Annotated in this window: 18 protein-coding genes and 1 pseudogene; 6 read left to right on the top strand and 13 right to left on the bottom strand. The window is 67.9% G+C overall.

The features are described from left to right. Nucleotides 1–91: 91 nt before the first annotated feature. Entirely contained in the window at nucleotides 92–1,030 is a 939-nt protein-coding gene (locus R4823_RS17050) for a LysR substrate-binding domain-containing protein (protein WP_087839176.1), read from the bottom strand. A gap of 174 nt (nucleotides 1,031–1,204) precedes the next feature. Between R4823_RS17050 and R4823_RS17055 the strand changes: the two genes are divergently transcribed. The 3 genes from R4823_RS17055 (at nucleotide 1,205) to R4823_RS17065 (ending at nucleotide 4,006) form a co-directional block, all read left to right on the top strand. After that, the gene (locus tag R4823_RS17055; protein WP_087839175.1) at nucleotides 1,205–2,173 is read left to right on the top strand and encodes a tripartite tricarboxylate transporter substrate binding protein; all 969 of its coding nucleotides are present in this window, start codon (nucleotides 1,205–1,207) and stop codon (nucleotides 2,171–2,173) included. A gap of 175 nt (nucleotides 2,174–2,348) precedes the next feature. Beyond that, nucleotides 2,349–3,050, top strand: coding sequence for a 4-carboxy-4-hydroxy-2-oxoadipate aldolase/oxaloacetate decarboxylase (locus tag R4823_RS17060; RefSeq protein ID WP_087839174.1), 702 nt, complete (start codon nucleotides 2,349–2,351; stop codon nucleotides 3,048–3,050). An 80-nt stretch (nucleotides 3,051–3,130) separates the two neighbouring features. Continuing rightward, nucleotides 3,131–4,006, top strand: coding sequence for an amidohydrolase family protein (locus R4823_RS17065; protein WP_087839173.1), 876 nt, complete (start codon nucleotides 3,131–3,133; stop codon nucleotides 4,004–4,006). Between the two features lie 85 nt (nucleotides 4,007–4,091). On the opposite strand, the gene dapA is transcribed toward R4823_RS17065, so the two are convergent. The 9 genes and pseudogenes from dapA to R4823_RS17110 form a co-directional block, all read right to left on the bottom strand. Next, nucleotides 4,092–4,985: a 4-hydroxy-tetrahydrodipicolinate synthase gene (dapA, locus tag R4823_RS17070; protein WP_338615573.1), complete on the bottom strand. Its 894-nt coding sequence runs from the start codon at nucleotides 4,983–4,985 to the stop codon at nucleotides 4,092–4,094. Between the two features lie 23 nt (nucleotides 4,986–5,008). Beyond that, nucleotides 5,009–5,803, bottom strand: a complete 795-nt coding sequence (locus R4823_RS17075) for an ABC transporter ATP-binding protein (protein WP_087839171.1) — start codon at nucleotides 5,801–5,803, stop codon at nucleotides 5,009–5,011. Between the two features lie 11 nt (nucleotides 5,804–5,814). Beyond that, nucleotides 5,815–6,114, bottom strand: coding sequence for a VOC family protein (locus tag R4823_RS17080; RefSeq protein ID WP_279815159.1), 300 nt, complete (start codon nucleotides 6,112–6,114; stop codon nucleotides 5,815–5,817). Nucleotides 6,115–6,152: 38 nt separating this feature from the next. Further along, nucleotides 6,153–6,968, bottom strand: a complete 816-nt coding sequence (locus tag R4823_RS17085) for an ABC transporter permease (protein ID WP_243724639.1) — start codon at nucleotides 6,966–6,968, stop codon at nucleotides 6,153–6,155. Further along, nucleotides 6,965–7,512 (bottom strand): annotated as a pseudogene (locus tag R4823_RS17090) (VOC family protein). The gene R4823_RS17085 and the pseudogene R4823_RS17090 overlap by 4 nt, the downstream one beginning before the upstream one ends. Before the next feature lie 59 nt (nucleotides 7,513–7,571). Next, nucleotides 7,572–8,525: an ABC transporter substrate-binding protein gene (locus tag R4823_RS17095; RefSeq protein ID WP_338615574.1), complete on the bottom strand. Its 954-nt coding sequence runs from the start codon at nucleotides 8,523–8,525 to the stop codon at nucleotides 7,572–7,574. Between the two features lie 51 nt (nucleotides 8,526–8,576). Beyond that, nucleotides 8,577–9,512 (bottom strand): fumarylacetoacetate hydrolase family protein, encoded by a 936-nt coding sequence (locus R4823_RS17100; protein ID WP_087839167.1) that lies wholly within the window; start codon nucleotides 9,510–9,512, stop codon nucleotides 8,577–8,579. 251 nt (nucleotides 9,513–9,763) lie between these two features. Then, a complete protein-coding gene (locus R4823_RS17105) occupies nucleotides 9,764–10,447 on the bottom strand; it encodes a GntR family transcriptional regulator (protein WP_087839166.1) in 684 nt (227 codons plus the stop codon). Between the two features lie 144 nt (nucleotides 10,448–10,591). Continuing rightward, nucleotides 10,592–11,785 carry a urate hydroxylase PuuD gene (locus tag R4823_RS17110; protein WP_338615577.1) on the bottom strand — a complete coding sequence of 398 codons (1,194 nt, stop codon included), beginning with the start codon at nucleotides 11,783–11,785 and terminating at the stop codon, nucleotides 10,592–10,594. 237 nt (nucleotides 11,786–12,022) lie between these two features. Here R4823_RS17110 and R4823_RS17115 point away from each other — a divergent pair, with 237 nt between their 5' ends. The 3 genes from R4823_RS17115 to R4823_RS17125 all read left to right on the top strand — a co-directional run bounded on the left by R4823_RS17115 (nucleotide 12,023) and on the right by R4823_RS17125 (nucleotide 14,727). Then, the gene (locus R4823_RS17115; RefSeq protein ID WP_087839164.1) at nucleotides 12,023–12,607 is read left to right on the top strand and encodes a DUF2242 domain-containing protein; all 585 of its coding nucleotides are present in this window, start codon (nucleotides 12,023–12,025) and stop codon (nucleotides 12,605–12,607) included. A 69-nt stretch (nucleotides 12,608–12,676) separates the two neighbouring features. After that, entirely contained in the window at nucleotides 12,677–14,158 is a 1,482-nt protein-coding gene (locus R4823_RS17120; protein WP_338615579.1) for an NAD-dependent succinate-semialdehyde dehydrogenase, read from the top strand. Between the two features lie 77 nt (nucleotides 14,159–14,235). Beyond that, a complete protein-coding gene (locus tag R4823_RS17125; protein WP_338615580.1) occupies nucleotides 14,236–14,727 on the top strand; it encodes a GNAT family N-acetyltransferase in 492 nt (163 codons plus the stop codon). Nucleotides 14,728–14,760: 33 nt separating this feature from the next. Here R4823_RS17125 and R4823_RS17130 read toward each other — a convergent pair whose 3' ends face one another. From R4823_RS17130 to truB, 3 genes are all read right to left on the bottom strand, one after another. Continuing rightward, the gene (locus R4823_RS17130) at nucleotides 14,761–16,461 is read right to left on the bottom strand and encodes a methyl-accepting chemotaxis protein (protein WP_338615581.1); all 1,701 of its coding nucleotides are present in this window, start codon (nucleotides 16,459–16,461) and stop codon (nucleotides 14,761–14,763) included. A 198-nt stretch (nucleotides 16,462–16,659) separates the two neighbouring features. Next, nucleotides 16,660–18,480 (bottom strand): translational GTPase TypA, encoded by a 1,821-nt coding sequence (gene typA, locus R4823_RS17135; RefSeq protein ID WP_087839160.1) that lies wholly within the window; start codon nucleotides 18,478–18,480, stop codon nucleotides 16,660–16,662. Continuing rightward, complete coding sequence (gene truB / locus R4823_RS17140) at nucleotides 18,477–19,415, bottom strand: tRNA pseudouridine(55) synthase TruB (RefSeq protein ID WP_338615583.1); 939 nt, start codon at nucleotides 19,413–19,415, stop codon at nucleotides 18,477–18,479. Before truB ends, typA begins: the two co-directional genes overlap by 4 nt. Between the last annotated feature and the right edge of the window lie 28 nt (nucleotides 19,416–19,443).

Here is a 19,443-nt window from a genome sequence, read left to right on the forward strand (position 1 = left end):
AATCCATCGCTTGCCGCCTCCAGGACATGGCCCGATTATGGCGGCGGCGATGCGGCGTCGCAACACGGCCGGGCCGCGCGCTCACATCTGGTCACGCCCTGCCCCGGGCCGCGTCGCGTTGCCCGTCGCCCGCCAGGATGCCGCCCTGGATGCGCTTGCGGATCAGGTCGATGGTGGCCTGGGCCAGGCGCGTCAGCGGCCGCTGCGACACCGTCGCGATCACCAGCTGGCTGGTCAGCGACGGCGAGACGATGCGGGACGCGTGCAGGTTCGGACGATGGGCGCGGCCGTAGATGGCGTTGCGCGACAGGACCGCGTAGCCCATGCCCCGGTCCACCAGGTCCAGCAGGGATTCGATCGCATCCACCTCCAGCGAGACCGACAAGGGCACGCCCAGGCGCGCGCACTGCACGTCCAGCAGATTGCGGATGGCGTTGGGCTGCCCCGGCGTGATCAACGGGTAATTCGCCAGCTCGCGCATCTTGACGCTGGCCGGCATGGGTTTGCCGTCCAGCCCCCGGCTGCCGATCAGATAGAGGTCCTCGGACCACACATGCTCGTAGGCCGCCTGCTGCGTGACGGGCGGGTTGTACAACAGCGCGAAATCCAGGCGGCCCAGCAGCAGCCACTCGTACATGGACACCGTCAGGGCCTCGACCACGCCCAGCGAGGCCCGCGGGAACTCGGCACGGAAATCGCTGACCAGGTCCACCGTCAGCGACTTGCCGACGCTGGGGGGCATGCCGACCACGACCTTGCCGGCCGGCGAGCCGCGCAGGTCCTCGATCTCCTGCCTGGCCAGGCGCACCTGGTGCAGGATGCCGCGGCCCCGCTCCAGCAGCCGCTTGCCGGCGTCGGTGGGTATGACGCCCCGGCCATTGCGTTCGAGCAGGTGCTCCTTGAGTTCGACCTCGAGCTGCCGGACGTGGCGGCTGACCACGGGTTGCGATAGATTGAGGGTGATCGCGGCCCGGGTGACGCTGCCGAACTCGACGACCCGGACGAAGCACTCGAGTTGTTTCAAGTCCATGGAAAGCCCCGATTCATGTTTTTTAAGCATAACAGCTAGTTCTGATTTGTGGTTTCCAATGGGGATTTCCGGGTCAAAATGGCGAGCTGACTGGATGGCGTCCGTGGCGCCATCCATGACCAGAAGGCGGGCAGGCGACCCGTCGCCACCCCCTCCAACGATTTGAGGACGACAATGATCCGTACCCTGCTCGCGCGCCTGTGTCTCGGCGCCACCGCCACCCTGGTCGCCGCCGGCGCCCAGGCCCAGGAATTCCCCACCAAGCCGCTGCGCCTGATCGTGCCCTTCGGGCCCGGCGGCGTGGCCGACGTCACCGCCCGCATCGTCGCCCAGGGCCTGGCCGAGAAGTTCGGCAAGCCGGTCGTGGTCGAGAACATGCCCAGCGCCGGCGGCATCACCGGCGCCGTCACCGTGACGCGCGCGACGCCCGACGGACACACGCTCTTCCTGGTCAGCAACCAGCAAGCCGTCAGCCCGTCGCTGTTCAAGTCGCTGCCCTACGATCCGGTCAAGCAGCTCGCCATGGTCTCCATGGTCGGCTCGTTCGACATCGTCATGGCCGTGGACCAGAGCAGCCCGCTGCACACCGTCGCCGACGCCATCGCCGCGGCCAAGAAGGACCCGCAGCACTTCAACCTGGGCACCATCGGCGTCGGCAGCACCCAGCACCTGTCGGCCGAGATGTTCCGCTCCATGGCCGGCCTGGATGTCCCCACCATTCCGTTCAAGTCCAGCGGCGAGGTCCTGAGCGCCGTCAAGGGCAAGAGCGTGCAGGTCATGTTCGAGACGGTGCCTGCCGTCATCGGCAACATCAAGGGCGGCAGCCTGCGCGTGCTGGGCGTGGGCTCGGTCAAGCGCGGCCAGTTGTTCCCCGACACCCCGACCATCGCCGAAACCGTGCCGGGCTACACGGCCGTATCGTGGAACGGCTTCGCCGCGCCCGCCGGCACGCCGCCCGCCATCGTCGACAAGCTGAACGCCGCCGTGCGCGAAGTGGTCAAGGATCCGGCCATCAACAAGAAGCTGGTCGAGGTCGGCATGATTCCGCAGACGAACACGCCCAAGGAATTCCAGGACTTCCTGGTGGCCGAGATCGCGAAGTGGAGCAAGGTGATCGATACGGCAAAAATAGAAAAGCAGTAGTCCCCCCCTACGCGCTTACGCGCGCCCCCCAGGGGGCGAAACTGGCGGACCGGCGGAGCCGGATCCGCGGTTTCCTGGGGTACCAATGGGCTGGCGATGACTGGCGTTTTGTTGGCAGGGCTGGCTGGTAGTGGTGGACACGATGCGACGTGTTGCTTAACGGTTGGAGAAAAGAATGCTGGGTGTAGTCGTACGAAAGAAGCCGGCGCTGCCCGAGGGCGCGGCGGAGAAGCTGGCTGCGCAGGGCGTGGCCACGGTGCATGAGGCCCAGGGGCGCAGCGTCGGCCTGATGCGGCCTTATATGCGTCCGATCTACGCGGGCGCGTCGATTGCCGGGCCGGCGGTGACGGTGCTGGCGCAACCGGGCGACAACTGGATGCTGCACGTCGCGGTCGAGCAGTGCTCGCCGGGCGACATCCTGGTCGTGGCCTGCACCACCGAGAACGCCGACGGCATGTTCGGCGACCTGCTCGCCACCTCGCTCAAGGCGCGCGGCGTGCGCGGCCTGGTGATCGACGCCGGCGTGCGCGACGTGGCCACCCTGACCGCGATGGGCTTCCCCGTCTGGTCCAAGGCCATCAATGCCCGCGGCACCGTCAAGGCCACCATCGGCTCGGTCAACGTGCCCATTGTCTGCGGCGGCGCGCTGGTCCATCCCGGCGATGCCATCGTGGCCGACGACGACGGCGTGGCCATCGTGCCCAACGCCCAGGTCGCCACCGTCATCCAGAAGGCCGACAAGCGCGTGCAGGAAGAAGAAGGCAAGCGCGCCCGCCTGGCCGCCGGCGAGCTCGGCCTGGACATCTACAACATGCGACCCAGGCTGGCCGAGGCCGGCCTGCGCTATGTCGACTCGCTGGACGAACTGAACGGCTGAGACCGCCCCCTGGGGGAGACCCGTCTCCAACGGACCTCGCCGCGGCCTGCCGCGGCAGTCCCCGAACCTGAAGCTGAACCATGAAAACCTGCGCCGCACCCGATCCGAATCCCGTCAAACCGCGCGAGGCCCTGCCGGCCGGCGCGTGCGATGCCCACTGCCACGTCTTCGGCCCCGCCGACAAGTTCCCGTACGCGCCCGACCGCAGCTACACGCCGCCCGACGCGCCCTTCGAGCGCCTGCGCCAGTTGCATGACTTCCTGGGCCTGGACCGCGCGGTGATCGTTCAGGCCAGCTGCCACGGCGACGACAACAGCGCCATGCTCGACGCCATCGCCCGCAGCGAAGGCCGCTACCTGGGCGTGGCCATCGTCAACGGCTCCGAGACCGACGAACAACTGGCCGACATGGACGCCGGCGGCGTGCGCGCGGTGCGCTTCAATTTCGTGCAGCACCTGGGCGGCGCGCCCGACCTGGAAATCTTCGACAAGACCATCGAGCGCCTGGACGGCCTGGGCTGGCACGTCGTGCTGCACCTGGACGCTCAGGACATCCTGACCTACAGCGATCGCATCAACCGCATCAACGTGCCCTTCGTGATCGACCACATGGGCCGCGTGCAGGCCGCCAAGGGCCTGGACCAGGAGCCCTTCCGCGCGCTGCTGGAACTGATGAAGAACCCGCTGGCCTGGGTCAAGGTCTGCGGCGGCGAGCGCGTGTCCGTGGGCAAGCGCCCCTTCGCCGATGCCGCGCCCTTCGCCGCCCGGCTGATCGAAGCCGCGCCGGACCGCGTGCTGTGGGGCACCGACTGGCCGCACCCGAACATCTCGAAGGACATGCCCAACGACGGCGAGCTGGTCGACCTGATGCTGGACTTCTGCCCGGATCCCGCCCTGCGCCGCAAGCTGCTGGTCGAGAATCCCGAGAAACTCTACCGCTTCAAGCCGCTGGCCTGACCGCCGCGCACTGGCTGACGACGCTTTACCCCCGGCCCCGGACGTGCGGACTTCGCGCCCCGGGGCCATTCATTTGGGCGGCCGCCTAGGCCGCCGCCCCGATCCGTTCCACCACCGCGGCCAGGTCCGCGCGGACCTTCTCGCTCAGGCCGGCGATGGGCGGACGCGCCGGACCGGCATCGCGGCCGGCCAGCGCCATGGCCTCCTTGATCACCACCGGAAACGATCCCCAGGCCCAGGCGGCGCGCAGCGGCGCGAACACGTTGGAGATGCGCACCGCCTCGTCGTGGTTGCCGGCCCGCAGCGCGTCGTACATGCGCACCATCAGCTCGGGAAAGACGTTGGCCGCCGGCGAGATCGTGCCCTGCCCGCCATGGAACATCATGGCCAGCGCCACGGTATCGCGCCCGGAGAACAGCAGCGCGGGGCGCGGCGCGGTCAACAGGTACTCCACCGACTGCGTCAGGTCGCCGCTGGAGTCCTTCATGCCCACGATGTTCTCCGCGGCGCGCATGCAGCGCGCCAGCGTCGCCGGCAGCACGTTCACGCTGGTGCGCGGCGGATTGTTGTACAGCATGACCGGCAGCCGGGTGGCGCGCGCGACCGCGGTGTAGTGCTCGACCAGCTCGTCCTGCGACGGCTGCGCGAAATACGGCGTGATGACCAGCGCCAGGTCCACGCCCAGGGCTTCGGCGGCCTTGGTCAGTTCGATGGACTTGCGCGTGGTCGCGCCGCCCGTGCCGGCATACAGCGGCACGCGGCCGTCGATGGCCTGCATCGACAGCTCCAGCAGCCGGATGTGCTCGTCGGTGTCCAGCGCGAAGAACTCGCCCTGGCTGCCGGCCACCGAGATGCCATGCACCCCGGCCCGGATATACCCGTCGATCAGTTCGCCCACCCTCGCCTCGTCCAGGCGGTGGTCGCGGGTGAAGGGCGTGGCCATGGCCGGCACGACGCCGTGGAATTTCGAAATCTGCATGTGTACTCCCGTATAGGACGATGTCAGTCGCCGACGCCCATGAGCCGGCCCAGGCGGCCGACGTATTGCCCGAAAGCGGCTTGTTCCTTGGTGGTGCGCGGGTCGCGCGGACGCGGCAGGTCTATCCGCATGTCCTCGACGATGCGCCCCGGACTCTCGCTCATGACCAGCACCCGGTCGGACAGGAAGACGGCCTCCGCGATGCTGTGCGTGATCAGCAGCACCGTCTGCCGCATCTCCTGCCAGAGCCGCAGCAGCTCGACGTTCAACTGGTCGCGCGTGAGCGCGTCCAGCGCGCCGAAGGGTTCATCCAGCAGCAGCACCTTGGGATGCGTGATCAGGATCTGCCCCAGCGCCGCGCGCTGGCGCATGCCGCCCGACAGTTCGTGCGGATGGTTGCGGCGGAACCGCTCCAGCTTGAGCACCGGCAGGATCTGCTCCACACGGCGGTCGATCTCGGCGGGCGCCACGCCCGCCACCTCGGCCGCCAGCCGGATGTTGGCCTCCACCGTTTCCCACGGCAGCATGTTGTGGGTCTGGAACACCACGCCCACGTCGCTGGACATGCGCGTCTGGGAATGCCCGAACACCCGGATCTCGCCTCCCGCGTCGGGCTGGATCAGGCCCGCGACGATGCGCAGCAGCGTGCTCTTGCCGCAGCCGCTCGGCCCCAGGATGGACACGAACTCCCCGCGCGCGATGGAGAAATCGACCTGGTCGAGCGCCCGCACGGCGTTGCGCGAACGAAAGGTCTTGGCGGTCCGCTCGACCTGGACGGCGGTCTCGATCCGCACCGCTCCCGCATCCCCGCCCGTCATGGCCGCGGCTCTCACTTGCGCGCCCCGACCCAACCCCCTTCCGAGATGTCGAACACGACGCCGTCCAGGTCGTCGACCCAGAAGCCGAAGTGATGGGTGCCCACCCAATCCTTGCCCCGGTCGCGGCCGGCGGCATCGTCGGTCTTGTAGTTGAGCAGCGCGAGGCAGATCGTGCCGTCCGACAGGTACACGCCATCGGCCAGCGGCGAATGCGTGGGTTCGACGATCTCCAGCCCGAATACCTCGCTGTAGAACTTGGCGGCCTTCTCGGGATCGGGAACGGCAAGGGCGATGTGACGTAGCTTGGCCATGCGAAATGCTCCTGAAAGATGTGAGATGGACGCGAGGCTCAGAAGCCTCGCCACCAGATGCGCTTGGCCGCCAGTTCGACCAAGAGATACAGCAGGCCGGCCACGGCCGAGACGACGATGAGCGCGGCGAACAGATAGTCGGTGCGGCCATTGGCGTTGGCCTCGAGTATCAGGTGGCCCAGGCCGCTGTCCGAGCCCACGAACTCGCCCACGATGGCGCCGATGACCGCCAGCGGCATGGCCGAGCGGCACCCGTCCATGATGGAGGGCAGCGCCGCCGGCACGTACAGGCGGCGGAACGTGGTCCAGGCCGGCGCGCGTATGGCCTTGAAGTGCTCGATCAGGTGGGCGGGCGTGCCGGCCAGTCCCCCCATGGTCGCGATCACGACCGGGAAGAAAGCGAACAGGAAGGCCATCAGGATCTTGGACGCCGACCCGTAGCCGAACCAGATCACCATCAGCGGCGCCAGCGCGATCTTGGGCAGCCCCTGGAACACCACGACCAGCGGATACAGCGCCCGCCGCAGCAGCGGCATCGCATGGATGGCCAGCCCCAGCGCGATGCCGCCGATGACCGCCATCGCGAAGCCGGCCAGCACTTCCTGGGTCGTGACCCAGGATTGCAGGACCAGCGCGGCGCGATTGGCCCACAGGCTTTCCAGCACCTTGGAAAGCGGCGGCAACAGGTAGGGCTTGATGCCGAACATGTCGACGGCCCGCTCCCACAGTAGCGCCAGCATCAGGCAGAGCACGGCGGGATCGATCACGCGGCGCCAGGCATCGCCGGATGGCAGCAGCCGCAGCGCGCGCCGTCCGGCCGCGGGCAGCGGGGTGGGTTGTACGTGCGCGTTCATGCCTGCCCCTCCTGCCCACCGCCGCGGGGCCCCCAGTCGGGAGCCGGCACGACGAAGCGGGAAAAATGCCATTGGTCGAAGGCCGCGAGATCGTTCCGCCAGACCCGCGCCGTATGCGGCTGCTCGGGTGTGACCTGCACCATTTCCGCATAGAACTCGCAGTAGTTGCCGTCGGGATCCTTGAACACCAGGAACAGGTTCTCGCCCGGCCCGTGCTTGCCTATGCCGCGCACGATCTCCACGCCGCGGTCCTGCAGGTAGCGCGCCGCATCCTCTATCTCGGCCAGGGAGCCGAGCTCGTACGAGAAATGTTCCATGCCCGGGCGCCCGGGCGCATAGGTGGCTTCGCGCAAGGGACCGCCGGCATCTGCGCCAGCGCCAGATCGTGGTGGTCGCGGCCGCAACGCAGGAACGCCATCTGGTCCTCGATGTAGTCCGACACCTCCAGCCCGACGATGTCGGTATAGAAGCGCACCGAGGCCGCCAGGTCGCGCACGTTCAATACGACGTGCCCCAGCCTGCGGGGGCAGGGTCGAGTCGCCATGCTTGCCTCCTACTTCAGCAGATCGTTGGTATAGGTGTCCTGCGGCTTGACCTTGCCGTTCAGGCCGAAGGCCTTGTCGACGAACTGCACCGTCGAGCGCATGCGGTCGTCGCGCAGATAGCCCAACCCTGGTCCTTGGCCTGCGGGTCGACCAGCAGGTCCGCCATGTCGCGGATCTGGGCCAGCGCCACGCTCCGGTCGGTGACGGGGAACATCTTGACCATGAGGTCGGCCGCCCGCTCGGGATTGGCGAATGCGTATGCATAGCCGCGATAGGAAGCCTTCAGGAACTTGCGCACCATGTCGGGCCGCTTGCGGAGGGTGTCCTCGCTGGCGGCGAAGCCGCTGCCGTAGGCATCCAGGCCGAAATCGCTGTATTCGACCCAGCCCAGCGGCACGCCCGCCGCATCGGCCTGCTTCTGCGTGACCGCGCGGTTGCTCGCGCGCCAGCATTCGGCCAGATCGATGCGTCCCTCGATCAGCGAGGCGTCCACGACGGCCGGGTCCATGCGCAGCAGCCGGATGCCGTCGCGCGGCTGGCCGTTGAGTTCCAGCCACGCCGGCACCACGTTGTGGACCGGCGAGGCCGAGCCGCCCCCCAGCGTCAGCCCCTTCATGTCGGCAGGCGACTTGGGCTTGTGCCGCCGGGTATCGAAGCAGATGCCGGCCGGCCAGCGCGTGTTGAGCGCGCCCACCATGCGGATCTTGCCGCCGTTGGACCGGTTCAGGACCAGGCTGATCGGGTCGACGTAGCCGAACTCGTACTGCCCCTGGTCCAGTTCGTTCGCGGTACGGTTGCCGCCGTAGCCGCGCTGGATGTTGACGTCCAGGCCCGCTTCCTTGAAATACCCGAGTTCCTGCGCGACGATCACGCCCACGGAGCTGCCCTGGGGCAGCCAGGCCATGTTGTATGCGACCTTCTCCTGGGCGTGCGCCGCGCCGGCCCAACCGATCAGCGCCGCCAGGCCCAGTGCCCGGCCCCACGCCGCAAAACCTTGCTTGCAGGGTTGCATGTCTTCTTCTCCATACGACGTACAGCGAATGACCACGACTACCCGGCGCGCTCAGACCTTCTCGGCTTGCACCTGGTTGGACAGACGGCCGATGCCGTCGACGGTGGCGACCATGGTGTCGCCGGCCTTCAGGTAGATGCCCCGTCCCATGCCCACGCCGGTGGGCGTGCCGGTGGCGACGACGTCGCCCGGTTCCAGCGTGACGATGGTGGACAGGTAGGCGATCTGCTCGCGCACCGTCCAGATCATGTTGGCGGTGCTGTCCTGCTGCATCGGCTCGCCATTGACGTCCAGCCTGAGCTGCACGGCCTGGGGATCGGGAATCTGCCAGGACGGCACCAGCCAGGGCCCCAGCGGCGCGAACGTATCGTGGCATTTGCCCTGGAACCAGTCGTGCTTGAAGGGGTAGTCGGACCGCACGTTCAGGTCGCGTGCCGACACGTCGTTCAGGATGGTGTAGCAGGCGACGTGGTCCAGCGCCCGCTCGGCCGACACGCGCCGGCACCGCGTGCCGATGACGGCCGCCAGTTCCACTTCCCAGTCCAGCATGGCCGTTTCCGGCGGAAGCTGGACCACGTCGCCATCGCCCACCACGGTGTTCGACAGCTTCAGGAACATGTAGGGCTTGCTTTGGGATTTGGCAGCCAGGACGGTGCCCATCTCGTTGGCATGGGCCGCGTAGTTGGAGGCGGCGCAGAAGATGCGCTGCGGCACGTAGGGAGCGGCGACCGTGCGTTCACCGGCGGGCACCGGCCGGATGGCGCCCGAGGCAGCCAGGCGTTCGGCCGCCGGACCTGCCTCGCGCAGCCATGGGGCGGTCTGCGGCCAGGCTTCCAGCATGCGGGCGATGCCGCCGCGGCAGGCCTCGGGCAAGGCCGGCAATCCTGCCGCCAGGGCCGCGTCCAGGTCGTACAGGCGCTGGTCCAGGACCAGGGCGGGGGCCAGCCGGTCAGACCGGCGGTAAGTGGCAAGGGCAATCCAGGACATTCGACAACTCCTCTGTTGATGACATCCGGTACGGCTTTGCATTCACTTTCCATAAATTGTGTGCAATATTATTTTCCAGCACGCAAATTGGTCAAGAAAATATGCATAGGGGGAAACGCGAAGAAACGATGCCAGGCAAGAGGAAGGAAATGGGAGGCGGCGGCAGGACGAGGCCAACTCCGGTACGGAGCCGGCCCGCCAGGCGCGGGAATGAAGGAGTGGCGTTCAGGACGAACGGCCGGAGGGAAGGTTCAGGCGGCGGAGGCCGATGGATGGCGCTCGCGGCCGAAATGCTGCAGGACGTTCATGGCGGAATTCGCCGCATGGCTGTGCATGGCCTGGGCGGCCGCCTCGCCGTCGTGCTCCAGCAAGGCCTTGACCAGGGCCTCGTGCTCGACGTGGGAATGCTGCAGCCGGTTCTCGGCCACGAAAAAACCTTGCGCGCGGAAAGGCGCCAGCCGCTGGCGCAGCCCCAGCGCGATTTCCTGCAAGGTCTTGTTGCGCGCGCCCGCATAGATGAGCGCATGGAACTCCTCGTTCAGGGCGGCATAGGCCTGGGAATCCCCGCGCGCCACCGCGTCGGTCGCCTGCTGGTGGATGAATTCGATCCGCTTGCGGTCGCTGGGGGCGGCCCGCAACGCACACAGCTTGGCGCACAGCGCCTCGACCTCGCCCGAGGCCTCGAACAGCCCATCCAGGTCGGACTCGGCCATGACCGCGACGGAAAATCCGCGCCGCGGCAGATACTCGACCAGGCGGGTCGATGCCAGCTGGCGCAGCGCATCCCGGACCGGGCTGCGCGAGACATTGAAGCGGGTGGCGATGGATTGTTCGTCCAGGCGTTCGCCGGGCTGGAAGCGGCCGCGCACGATTTCCTCGGCCAGTTGATCCGCCACGGTCTGCGAGAGCGTCTTGCCGGGTCCTTTGTCCGTCATCTGGGAACCTTGTGCGAGGGCGGTTGCGATTCGAAAATTGTCTACAAAAACAATCTACCGCATACAATTTTAGCACCGACGCCAAAATAGAAAAGGGGCTGCGCCGCAGCCCCCTTCTTCCCCTTCCCGACTCCCCCGGCCACGTCAGTGTACCGGCGCCCCATCCTGGAACCAGCGCGCCAGCAGGGCCCGCTCGTCGTCGGTCATGCCGGTGGCGTTGTTCAGCGGCATGGTCTTCTGCACCACGGCCTGCTGGTAGACCACCTGCGCATGCGATTTCAACAGCTCGGGGGTTTGCAGCTGTATGCCCTTGTTCGCGAGCTGGGCGTTGTGGCACACCACGCACCGCTGCGCCACCACCTGCCGGACCTGCCCGATGTCCTGGGCGCCCAGCGGCGCCGACGGTGCGGCGGCCTTGTCCAGGCCGGGCGGCGCGATCGCCACGGCCACCCCCAGCAGCAGCGCGATGCCCGCCGCCGGATACCAGGGGTTGGTGACGCCCTTGTGGCGCAGCACGAAGAACTGGCGGATCAGGGCGCCCGCCAGCATCAGGGCGATCAGCACCAGCCAGTTGTGGGGGGCGGAATAGACCATGCTGTAGTGGTTCGACAGCATGGCGAACAGCACCGGCAGCGTGAAGTAGGTGTTGTGGACGCTGCGCTGCTTGCCCAGCTTGCCGTGGATGGGATCGACCGGCTCGCCCGCGCGCATGGCGGCCACGACCTTGCGCTGCCCCGGGATGATCACCATGAGCACGTTGGCGCTCATGATGGTGGCGATCATGGCCCCCACGATCAGGAAGGCGGCGCGCCCCGCGAACAGGTGGCAGGCCAGCCAGGCCGCCGCCGCCACGAACAGCGCCACCGCGATGCCGACCTTGCGGTCCGCGCGCTCGTCGGTGCCCGCGACACGGCAGATGATGTCGTACACCAGCCAGCCCACCACCAGGAAGCACAGCACCGCCACCACCGCCGCCACCGGCCCCCAGTCGAACACGTTGCGGTCGATCAGGTAGGTCTGGGCGTTGAACAGGTACAGCACCACCAGCAGCGCGAAGCCCGACATCCAGGTGGAATAGCTTTCCCAGTAGAACCAGTGCAGGTGTTCGGGTAGGCGCTTGGGGGCGACGAGATACTTCTGCGGGTTGTAGAACCCGCCGCCGTGCACGGCCCAGAGTTCGCCGGAGACGCCCTTGTCGATCAGTTCCGGGTCTTGCGGCTTCATCAGGCTGTTGTCGAGCCAGACGAAGTAGAACGAGGATCCGATCCAGGCGATGCCCGTGATGATGTGCAGCCAACGCAGCAGCAGATTGGCCCAATCAAGGATGTAGGCTTCCATGCCCTTCCTGCCAGAGCAATGCTCACCACTGCGGGCGCTGTGAGCAGGACGGGTCGCGCCAGATGCGAAGCGCCGCGGCGACCGTACAATCAACGGGGGCCTGGCGGCCCCCGCTTGTGACGGTTTGCATCTTCACCCGACGCCCCGCGGCTTGTCAATATCGTCCGCCGGCACCCCGCCGCTCCTGGGAACGGAACTTGCGAGCTACGCGCGCCGGGCTTGTACAGGAGGTACGCGATGATGTTCGTTCCCCGCCTTCGGCTGTTCGCCGTATGCGCGGCCACGGCCGGCGCCATGGCCGCGGGCTGTTCCCACCCGAGCGATCCGCTGGCCTATACCCGCAACGAATTCGCCCGCACCGACACCTACTCGCGCGCCTATCCGAAGGCGCCCGAAATGGTGTGCGAGGCCGGCAAGCGTTCGCTGCTCAGCCAGGGCTACACGCTGGCCGACGCCGGCGCGCGCTCGATCGAGGGGCACAAACAGTTCCAGAGCGGCGACAACTACAAGGAGATCACCTTCCGCCTGGTCTGCGAACCCGACCATGCCGGAACCACCCGGTCGATCGCCTTCGTCAACGCGGTCGAATCGACCTTCGCGCTGAAGAAGACCAACAACTCGGCCAGCGTCGGCGTCGGGCTGCTGGGCTCGGTGTCCATGCCCTTCACCTCGTCGGACGACTCCATGGTCAAGACCGGCAGCGAGACCATCGCCTCGGATGATTTCTACAGCCGTTTCTTCGCGTTGCTGGAACAGTACATGCCGTCCGCCTCGCCGACGCCGCAGGGCGACGCCGCTGCGCCGGCCCCCAAGTCGCCCTAGCGGCGGGCAGCCATCCGCTAGAATGGACGGGATGCTCCAGAACGGAGCCCCACGCCCGGAGACGAGTCCATGGATCGCCCTGTCGCCCCGCCCCAACTGGCGGATTCCCGTCTTTTCAGAAACCAGGCCTACATAGGCGGCGCATGGGTGGATGCCCGGGATGGCGCCACCTTCGCGGTCGACAATCCGGCCGACGGCGGGACGCTGGCCCGCGTCGCCGACCTGGACGCCTCGCAGACCGAGGAAGCCATCGCCGCGGCCCAGGCGGCGTTCGGCCCCTGGCGGGCGCGCACGGCGAAGGACCGGGCCGCCATCCTGCGGCGCTGGTTCGAGCTGATCCTGGCGCATGCCGACGACCTGGCCGCGCTGATGACGCTGGAACAGGGCAAGCCCCTGGCCGAGGCCAAGGGCGAGGTCGCCTATGCCGCCTCGTTCGTCGAGTGGTTCGCCGAACAAGGCAAGCGCATCGCCGGCGATACGCTGACGCCCGTGGCCGCCGGCACGCGCATGCTGGTGCTGCGCGAGCCCATAGGCGTGTGCGCGGCCATCACGCCGTGGAATTTCCCGCTGGCCATGATCACCCGCAAGGCGGGCCCCGCGCTGGCCGCGGGCTGCACCATGGTGCTCAAGCCCGCCGAGCAGACCCCGCTGTCCGCGCTGGCGCTGGCTGAACTGGCGCACCGCGCCGGCCTGCCCGCCGGCGTGCTGAACATCGTGACGGCAGACAGCGAACGCTCCATCGCCGCCGGCAAGGCGCTGTGCGCGAGCCCGGTGGTGCGCAAGCTCACCTTCACCGGCTCCACGCCGGTGGGCCGCATCCTGATGCAGCAAAGCGCACCCACCATCAAGAAGCTGTCGCTGGAGCTGGGCGGCCTGGCTCCCTTCATCGTCTTTGAAGACGCCGACCTGGACGCCGCCGTGGACGGCGCCATCGCTTCCAAGTACCGCAACGCCGGGCAGACCTGCGTCTGCACCAACCGCTTCTACGTACACGACAGCATCTACGATGCCTTCGTCCAGAAGCTGGCCGAGCGCACCGGCGGCCTGAAGGTGGGCAGCGGCTTCGACGCCGGCGTCGCCCAGGGCCCGCTGATCGACGAGGCCGCCATCGCCAAGGTCGACCAGCACGTGCAGGACGCCGTGGGCAAGGGCGCGCGGATCCTGGCGGGCGGCAAGCGGCATGCGCTGGGCGGCCGCTTCTACGAACCCACGGTACTGGCCGACGTGTCCGAGGACATGCTGTGCATGCGCGAGGAAACCTTCGGGCCGGTCGCCCCCGTGGTCCGTTTCCGCGACGAGGCCGACGTCATCCGCCTGGCCAACGACACGGAGTTCGGGCTCGCCTCGTACTTCTACAGCCGCGACATCGGCCGCATCTTCCGCGTGGCCGAGGCGCTGGAATACGGCATGGTCGGCGTCAACACCGGCCTGATCTCGAACGAGGTCGCACCTTTCGGCGGCGTCAAGCAGTCGGGCCTGGGCCGCGAGGGCTCGGTCTACGGCATCGACGACTACCTCGAGATGAAGTACGTGTGCCTGGGCGGGATATGAGCGTGCCCGCCCGGCCGCCCGAAGGGCGCGCGACCTCCCTCGGGGAGGATGTCGCGCAGCGACAGGAGGGTAGCCCAGTGAGCGGGCACGCTTCGGTCAGGCCGGCGCGGCCGCAGGACGTCGCGCCCATCCTCGCCCTGATGCGCGGACTGGCGGAATACGAGAACCTGACCCACCTGTTCCTGGCCCGCGACGAGGACCTGCGGGACGCCTTGTTCGGGCCGCATCCGGCGGCCGAATGCCTGGTGGCGGACGTGACAGGCGAAGTGGTGGGCTATGCCCTCTTCTTCCACAACTACTCCACCTTCCTCGGCCGCCGTGGCCTGTACCTGGAGGATCTCTACGTACACCCCGACCAGCGGGGCCGCGGGCTGGGCAAGCGCCTGCTGCGCGCCCTGGCCGCCCTGGCGGTGGAGCGCCGCTGCGGCCGCTTCGAGTGGAGCGTGCTGGACTGGAACCAGCCCGCCATCGACTTCTACGAAGCCATGGGCGCCGAGGTGCTGCCCGATTGGCGCATCGTGCGCGTCACGGGCGAGGCCCTGGCGCGGCTGGGGTCGGCGGCCGGTTGAGCCGGGCCGCCGGGGGAGCCCCCTCCCCCGGGCCTAGACCCGGAACATTCCCACCATCCGGTCCAGCCGCTCGGCCATCTCGCGCATTTCCTCGGCCGAGCGGGCCGTCTCGCCCATGGCCGCGGTGGTTTCTTCGACCATCTGGGCGATGCTCTCCACCTGCTGGGCGATCGAGGTACTGGCCGCCGACTGCTCCTTGGTCGCATGCGCCACTTCGCGCACGCGCTCGAGCGAGGTGTCCGCGCTGGAACTGATCTCGCGCAGCGACACGGCCACTTCGTCGGCCAGGCTGGTGCCCTCGGCCACCATGGGCAGGATGTGCTCCATCGTCACGGTGGACTCGGCCGTCTCGCGCTGAACCGCGCTGACCATTTCCTCGATCTCGACCGTGGCCGACGACGTACGCTCGGCCAGTTTGCGGACCTCGTCCGCCACCACGCTGAAGCCTCGGCCCTGCTCGCCGGCCCGGGCGGCCTCGATGGCCGCGTTCAGGGCCAGCAGGTTGGTCTGGCCGGCGATCTCCTTGATGGAAGCGGCGATGGAGTTGATCTGCACCGCCCTTTCCTCCAGGCCCCGGATCTTGTGCGAGGCCTCGCCCACCGCACTGGCGATGCGCTTCATGCTTTCGGCGGCGCTCATGACGCGGGTCTCGCCGTCGCGGCATTTCTCGGCCACGCCCTCGGAGTTGTGCTGGGTCTGGCTGGCCGCATCCGAAATATGGGCCACCGACACGGTCAATTCCTCGACCGCCGCGGCCATCGAGGACGTCGCGTCGCTCTGCTGCACCGCGGCCGTGGAGACCTGGTTCACCGACTCGGCGATGCGATGGGCGTCGCGCTTCATGGTGGCCGCTTCCTCGCGAACCCGCGAGATCAGGTTGCGCACGGACTCCGACATCCTGGCGAAGCCGTCCAGCAGGCTGCCCGGTTCGGCATCCGGCAGCTTCTGGCTGAGATCGCCGCCGGCGGCGCGGCGCATGATCTCGAGCACGGCGCGGGGCTCGCCGCCGATCTGGCGGATGACGCCGCGGGCGATGAGGCCGCTGGCCAGCAGCAGGACCACCGCCAGTACGAGCGCCGTGCCGATGCCCGTGACGAGCTGGCGCGAGATGGCCTCGTCCAGGTCGTCGATGTAGACGCCGGTGCCGATCACCCAGTCCCAGGGCTGGAAATGCTTGTAGATGTTCAGCTTGGGCACGGGCTCCGTCTCGCCGGGCCGGGCGAACAGGATGCGCATGGTGCTCTGCCCGCCCCCCTCGCGCATCGCCGCCAGGCGCTCCTGCATGGCCACGCCCGGATCGCGCTTGTCGCCCGAGCGGGTGATGGCATTGGAGCCCGCCAGCGCCGGATTGCCCCCGTTCATCACGATGAGGCCCTGCTCGTCGGTGACGAAGATGTATTCGGTCTTGCCGTTGCTGCCGCCATAACGGAAGCCCTGCAACGCCGCCTTGGCGGCCTCCTGGGCCTGCTGCTGGGTCATCTGGCCCTTCTGCTGCAGTTCCTGGTAGTGGTTGACGACGCCCCAGGCGCCCTGGGCGACGGCCAGGATCTCCGATTTCTTGGCTTCGAGCAGCAATTGCCGCTCGCTGTAGATGGACCATCCCTGCACCGCCAGCAGCAGGACCACCGCCAGGGCCACCAGCGCCGCCAGCCGGCCCTTCAGCGACGACCTGGCCGTCAAGGACGCCGGGGCGGGACGTGTCTCGCCGCCGGAAAAACCACTCGTATCATGCATTACCGCGCTCATTCGATCCCCTTGCACGCGACCCGCCGGGGCATGGCGCACCGGCGCGGCGACGAAAACTCACTCAAGCCATTAACGGCATGCCCGGCGGGATCTGTATGGCGGAACACGGGACCGGGCCAGCCGGCAAACATGAAAAGAAAAAGGGGAGCTTTCGCTCCCCTTTTTCCTGGCTTTGCCAACCGCCCGTCAGGCGGCTTCGCGGCTGGCGCGCTTGCGGTCGTGCTCCTTCAGGTGCAGCTTGCGCAGGCGGATGTTCTTGGGCGTGATCTCGACCAGTTCGTCGTCGGCGATGAATTCCACCGCGTACTCCAGCGTCAGCTGGATGGGCGGGACCAGGCGCACGGCCTCGTCCGTGCCCGAGGCGCGTACGTTGGTGAGCTGCTTGCCCTTGATCGGGTTGACCACCAGATCGTTGTCGCGGCTGTGGATGCCGATGATCATGCCTTCGTACAGCGCCTCGCCGGGCGAGACGAACATGCGGCCGCGATCCTGCAGCTTCCACAGCGCGTAGGCCACGGCATCGCCGTCCTCCTGGCTGATCAGCACGCCGTTGTGGCGTTCGCCCAGGGTGCCGTCGCGAACCGGGGCATATTCGTCGAACACGTGGCTGATCAGGCCGGTGCCGCGCGTCAGCGTCATGAACTCGCCCTGGAAGCCGATCAGGCCGCGCGCGGGAATGCGGTATTCCAGGCGGGTACGGCCCTTGCCGTCCGACGCCATGTCCAGCAGTTCGCCCTTGCGGCGGCCCAGTTCTTCCATCACCGAGCCCTGGTGGCCGTCCTCGACGTCCACCGTCAGCAGCTCGAACGGCTCGCACTTGACGCCGTCGATCTCCTTGAAGACCACGCGCGGACGCGAGACGGCCAGTTCGTAGCCCTCGCGGCGCATGTTCTCCAGCAGGATGGTCAGGTGCAGTTCGCCACGGCCCGACACCTCGAACACGGTATCGTCGCCGGTTTCGCGCACGCGCAGCGCCACGTTGGACTTGAGCTCGCGGTCCAGGCGGTCGCGCAGCTGGCGGCTGGTCACGAACTTGCCTTCGCGGCCGGCCAGCGGTGACGTGTTCACGCAGAAATTCATGGTCAGCGTCGGCTCGTCGACCTTGATCATGGGCAGGGCCTCGGGCGCCTCCGGTGCGCACACCGTGCAGCCGATGCCCAGTTCATCGATACCGTTGATCAGGACGATGTCGCCGGCCTGCGCCTCGGGAACGATCTCGCGCTCCAGGCCACGGAACTTCAGCACCTGGTTGACCCGGCCCTTGATGGGGTTGCCCTCGGGGCCGAACTTGATCACCACGTCCTGCAACGGACGCACGCGCCCGCGCGTGATGCGGCCCACGCCGATCTTGCCGACGTAGCTGGAATAGTCCAGCGACACGATCTGCAGTTGCAGCGGACCGTCGGCATCGTCGTTGCGCACGGGCACCTTGTCCAGGATCACGTCGAACAGCGGCTTCATGTCGCCGCTGCGCACGTCCTCGGTCAGGCCCGCGTAGCCGTTCAGGCCCGACGCGTAGACGACCGGGAAGTCGAGTTGTTCCTCGCTTGCGCCCAGCTTGTCGAACAGGTCGAAGGTCTGGTTGATCACCCAGTCCGGACGCGCGCCCGGGCGGTCGATCTTGTTGATCACGACGATGGGCTTGAGGCCCAGGGCCAGCGCCTTGCGGGTGACGAAGCGGGTCTGGGGCATCGGCCCCTCGACCGCGTCGACCAGCAGCAGCACGCCGTCCACCATGGACAGCACCCGCTCGACCTCGCCGCCGAAGTCGGCGTGCCCCGGGGTGTCCACGATGTTGATGTGCGTGCCTTCGTATTCGACCGCACAGTTCTTGGCCAGGATCGTGATGCCACGTTCCTTTTCGATGTCGTTCGAGTCCATGACCCGTTCGGCCACCTGTTCGTTCTCGCGGAAGGTGCCCGCCTGCCGCAGCAGCTGGTCCACCAGGGTCGTCTTGCCATGGTCCACGTGGGCGATGATCGCCACGTTGCGCAATGCGCGTGTCATGTCGTTTCCTTGAATGAAATCAATCTGTCGGGCTGCAGCCAGCCGTCCTCGCAGCGAGCCGTTCCCAGGAATCCACCGTCCGGCCCGGCAACCCGGACCTTGCCTGCTTCTGTCTCGGCGACCGCCGTGCCGGTTGCCTCGCCGGCGGCCATTCTTTCCTTGCGCCCCTGCATGAAGCGCTGGGCCGCCGCCGCCTCCAGCCGTACGACCGGCAGGTCGGCCAGCAGCGACTCCATCGGCAGCAGCGCGCCGGCCGGATCGGCCAGCGCCTCCAGCCGTTCCAGGGTCCAGGCCTGTGCCAGGTCGAACCCCGCCGTACGCGTGCGCCGCAGCGCCGTCAGGTGCGCGCCGCATCCCAGTGCCCGGCCGACGTCCTGCGCCAGCGTACGGACGTAGGTGCCCTTGCTGCACGAGACGTCGACCGTCGCCGATCGTCCGGACAGCGACAGCAGCCGCAACCCATGGACCGTGACCTGCCTCGGCTCCCGCTCCAGCTCGACGCCCTCGCGCGCGTATTCGTACAAGGGCTTGCCGTCGCGCTTGAGCGCCGAATACATGGGCGGCACCTGCGAAATCCTGCCGACGAAGCGTGACAACACGTCGCGCATCCTCGCCTCGTCCACGGCCAGGGCGGGATCCTGTCCGGGAAAACCGACCGGCATGCCCGTACGGTCGCCGCTGTCCGTTTCCTCGCCCAGCGCCAGCGTCGCGGTATAGCTCTTGTCGGCATCGAACATCCCGCCGGAGAACTTGGTCGCTTCGCCGAAGCACAGCACCATCAGGCCGGTCGCGAACGGATCCAGCGTCCCCGTGTGTCCCGCCTTGCGCGCATCCAGGATGCGGCGCGCGCGCTGCAAGGCATGATTGCTGGACAAGCCCTCGGGTTTGTCCAGCAGCAACACACCATCCAGCGCACGCCCGCGTCGGGAAGCCATCGCAATCGTCGGAAAAAAAGGACGCGGC

This window comes from Pigmentiphaga sp. CHJ604 (assembly GCF_036972535.1).
GTDB lineage: Bacteria > Pseudomonadota > Gammaproteobacteria > Burkholderiales > Burkholderiaceae_B > Pigmentiphaga > Pigmentiphaga daeguensis.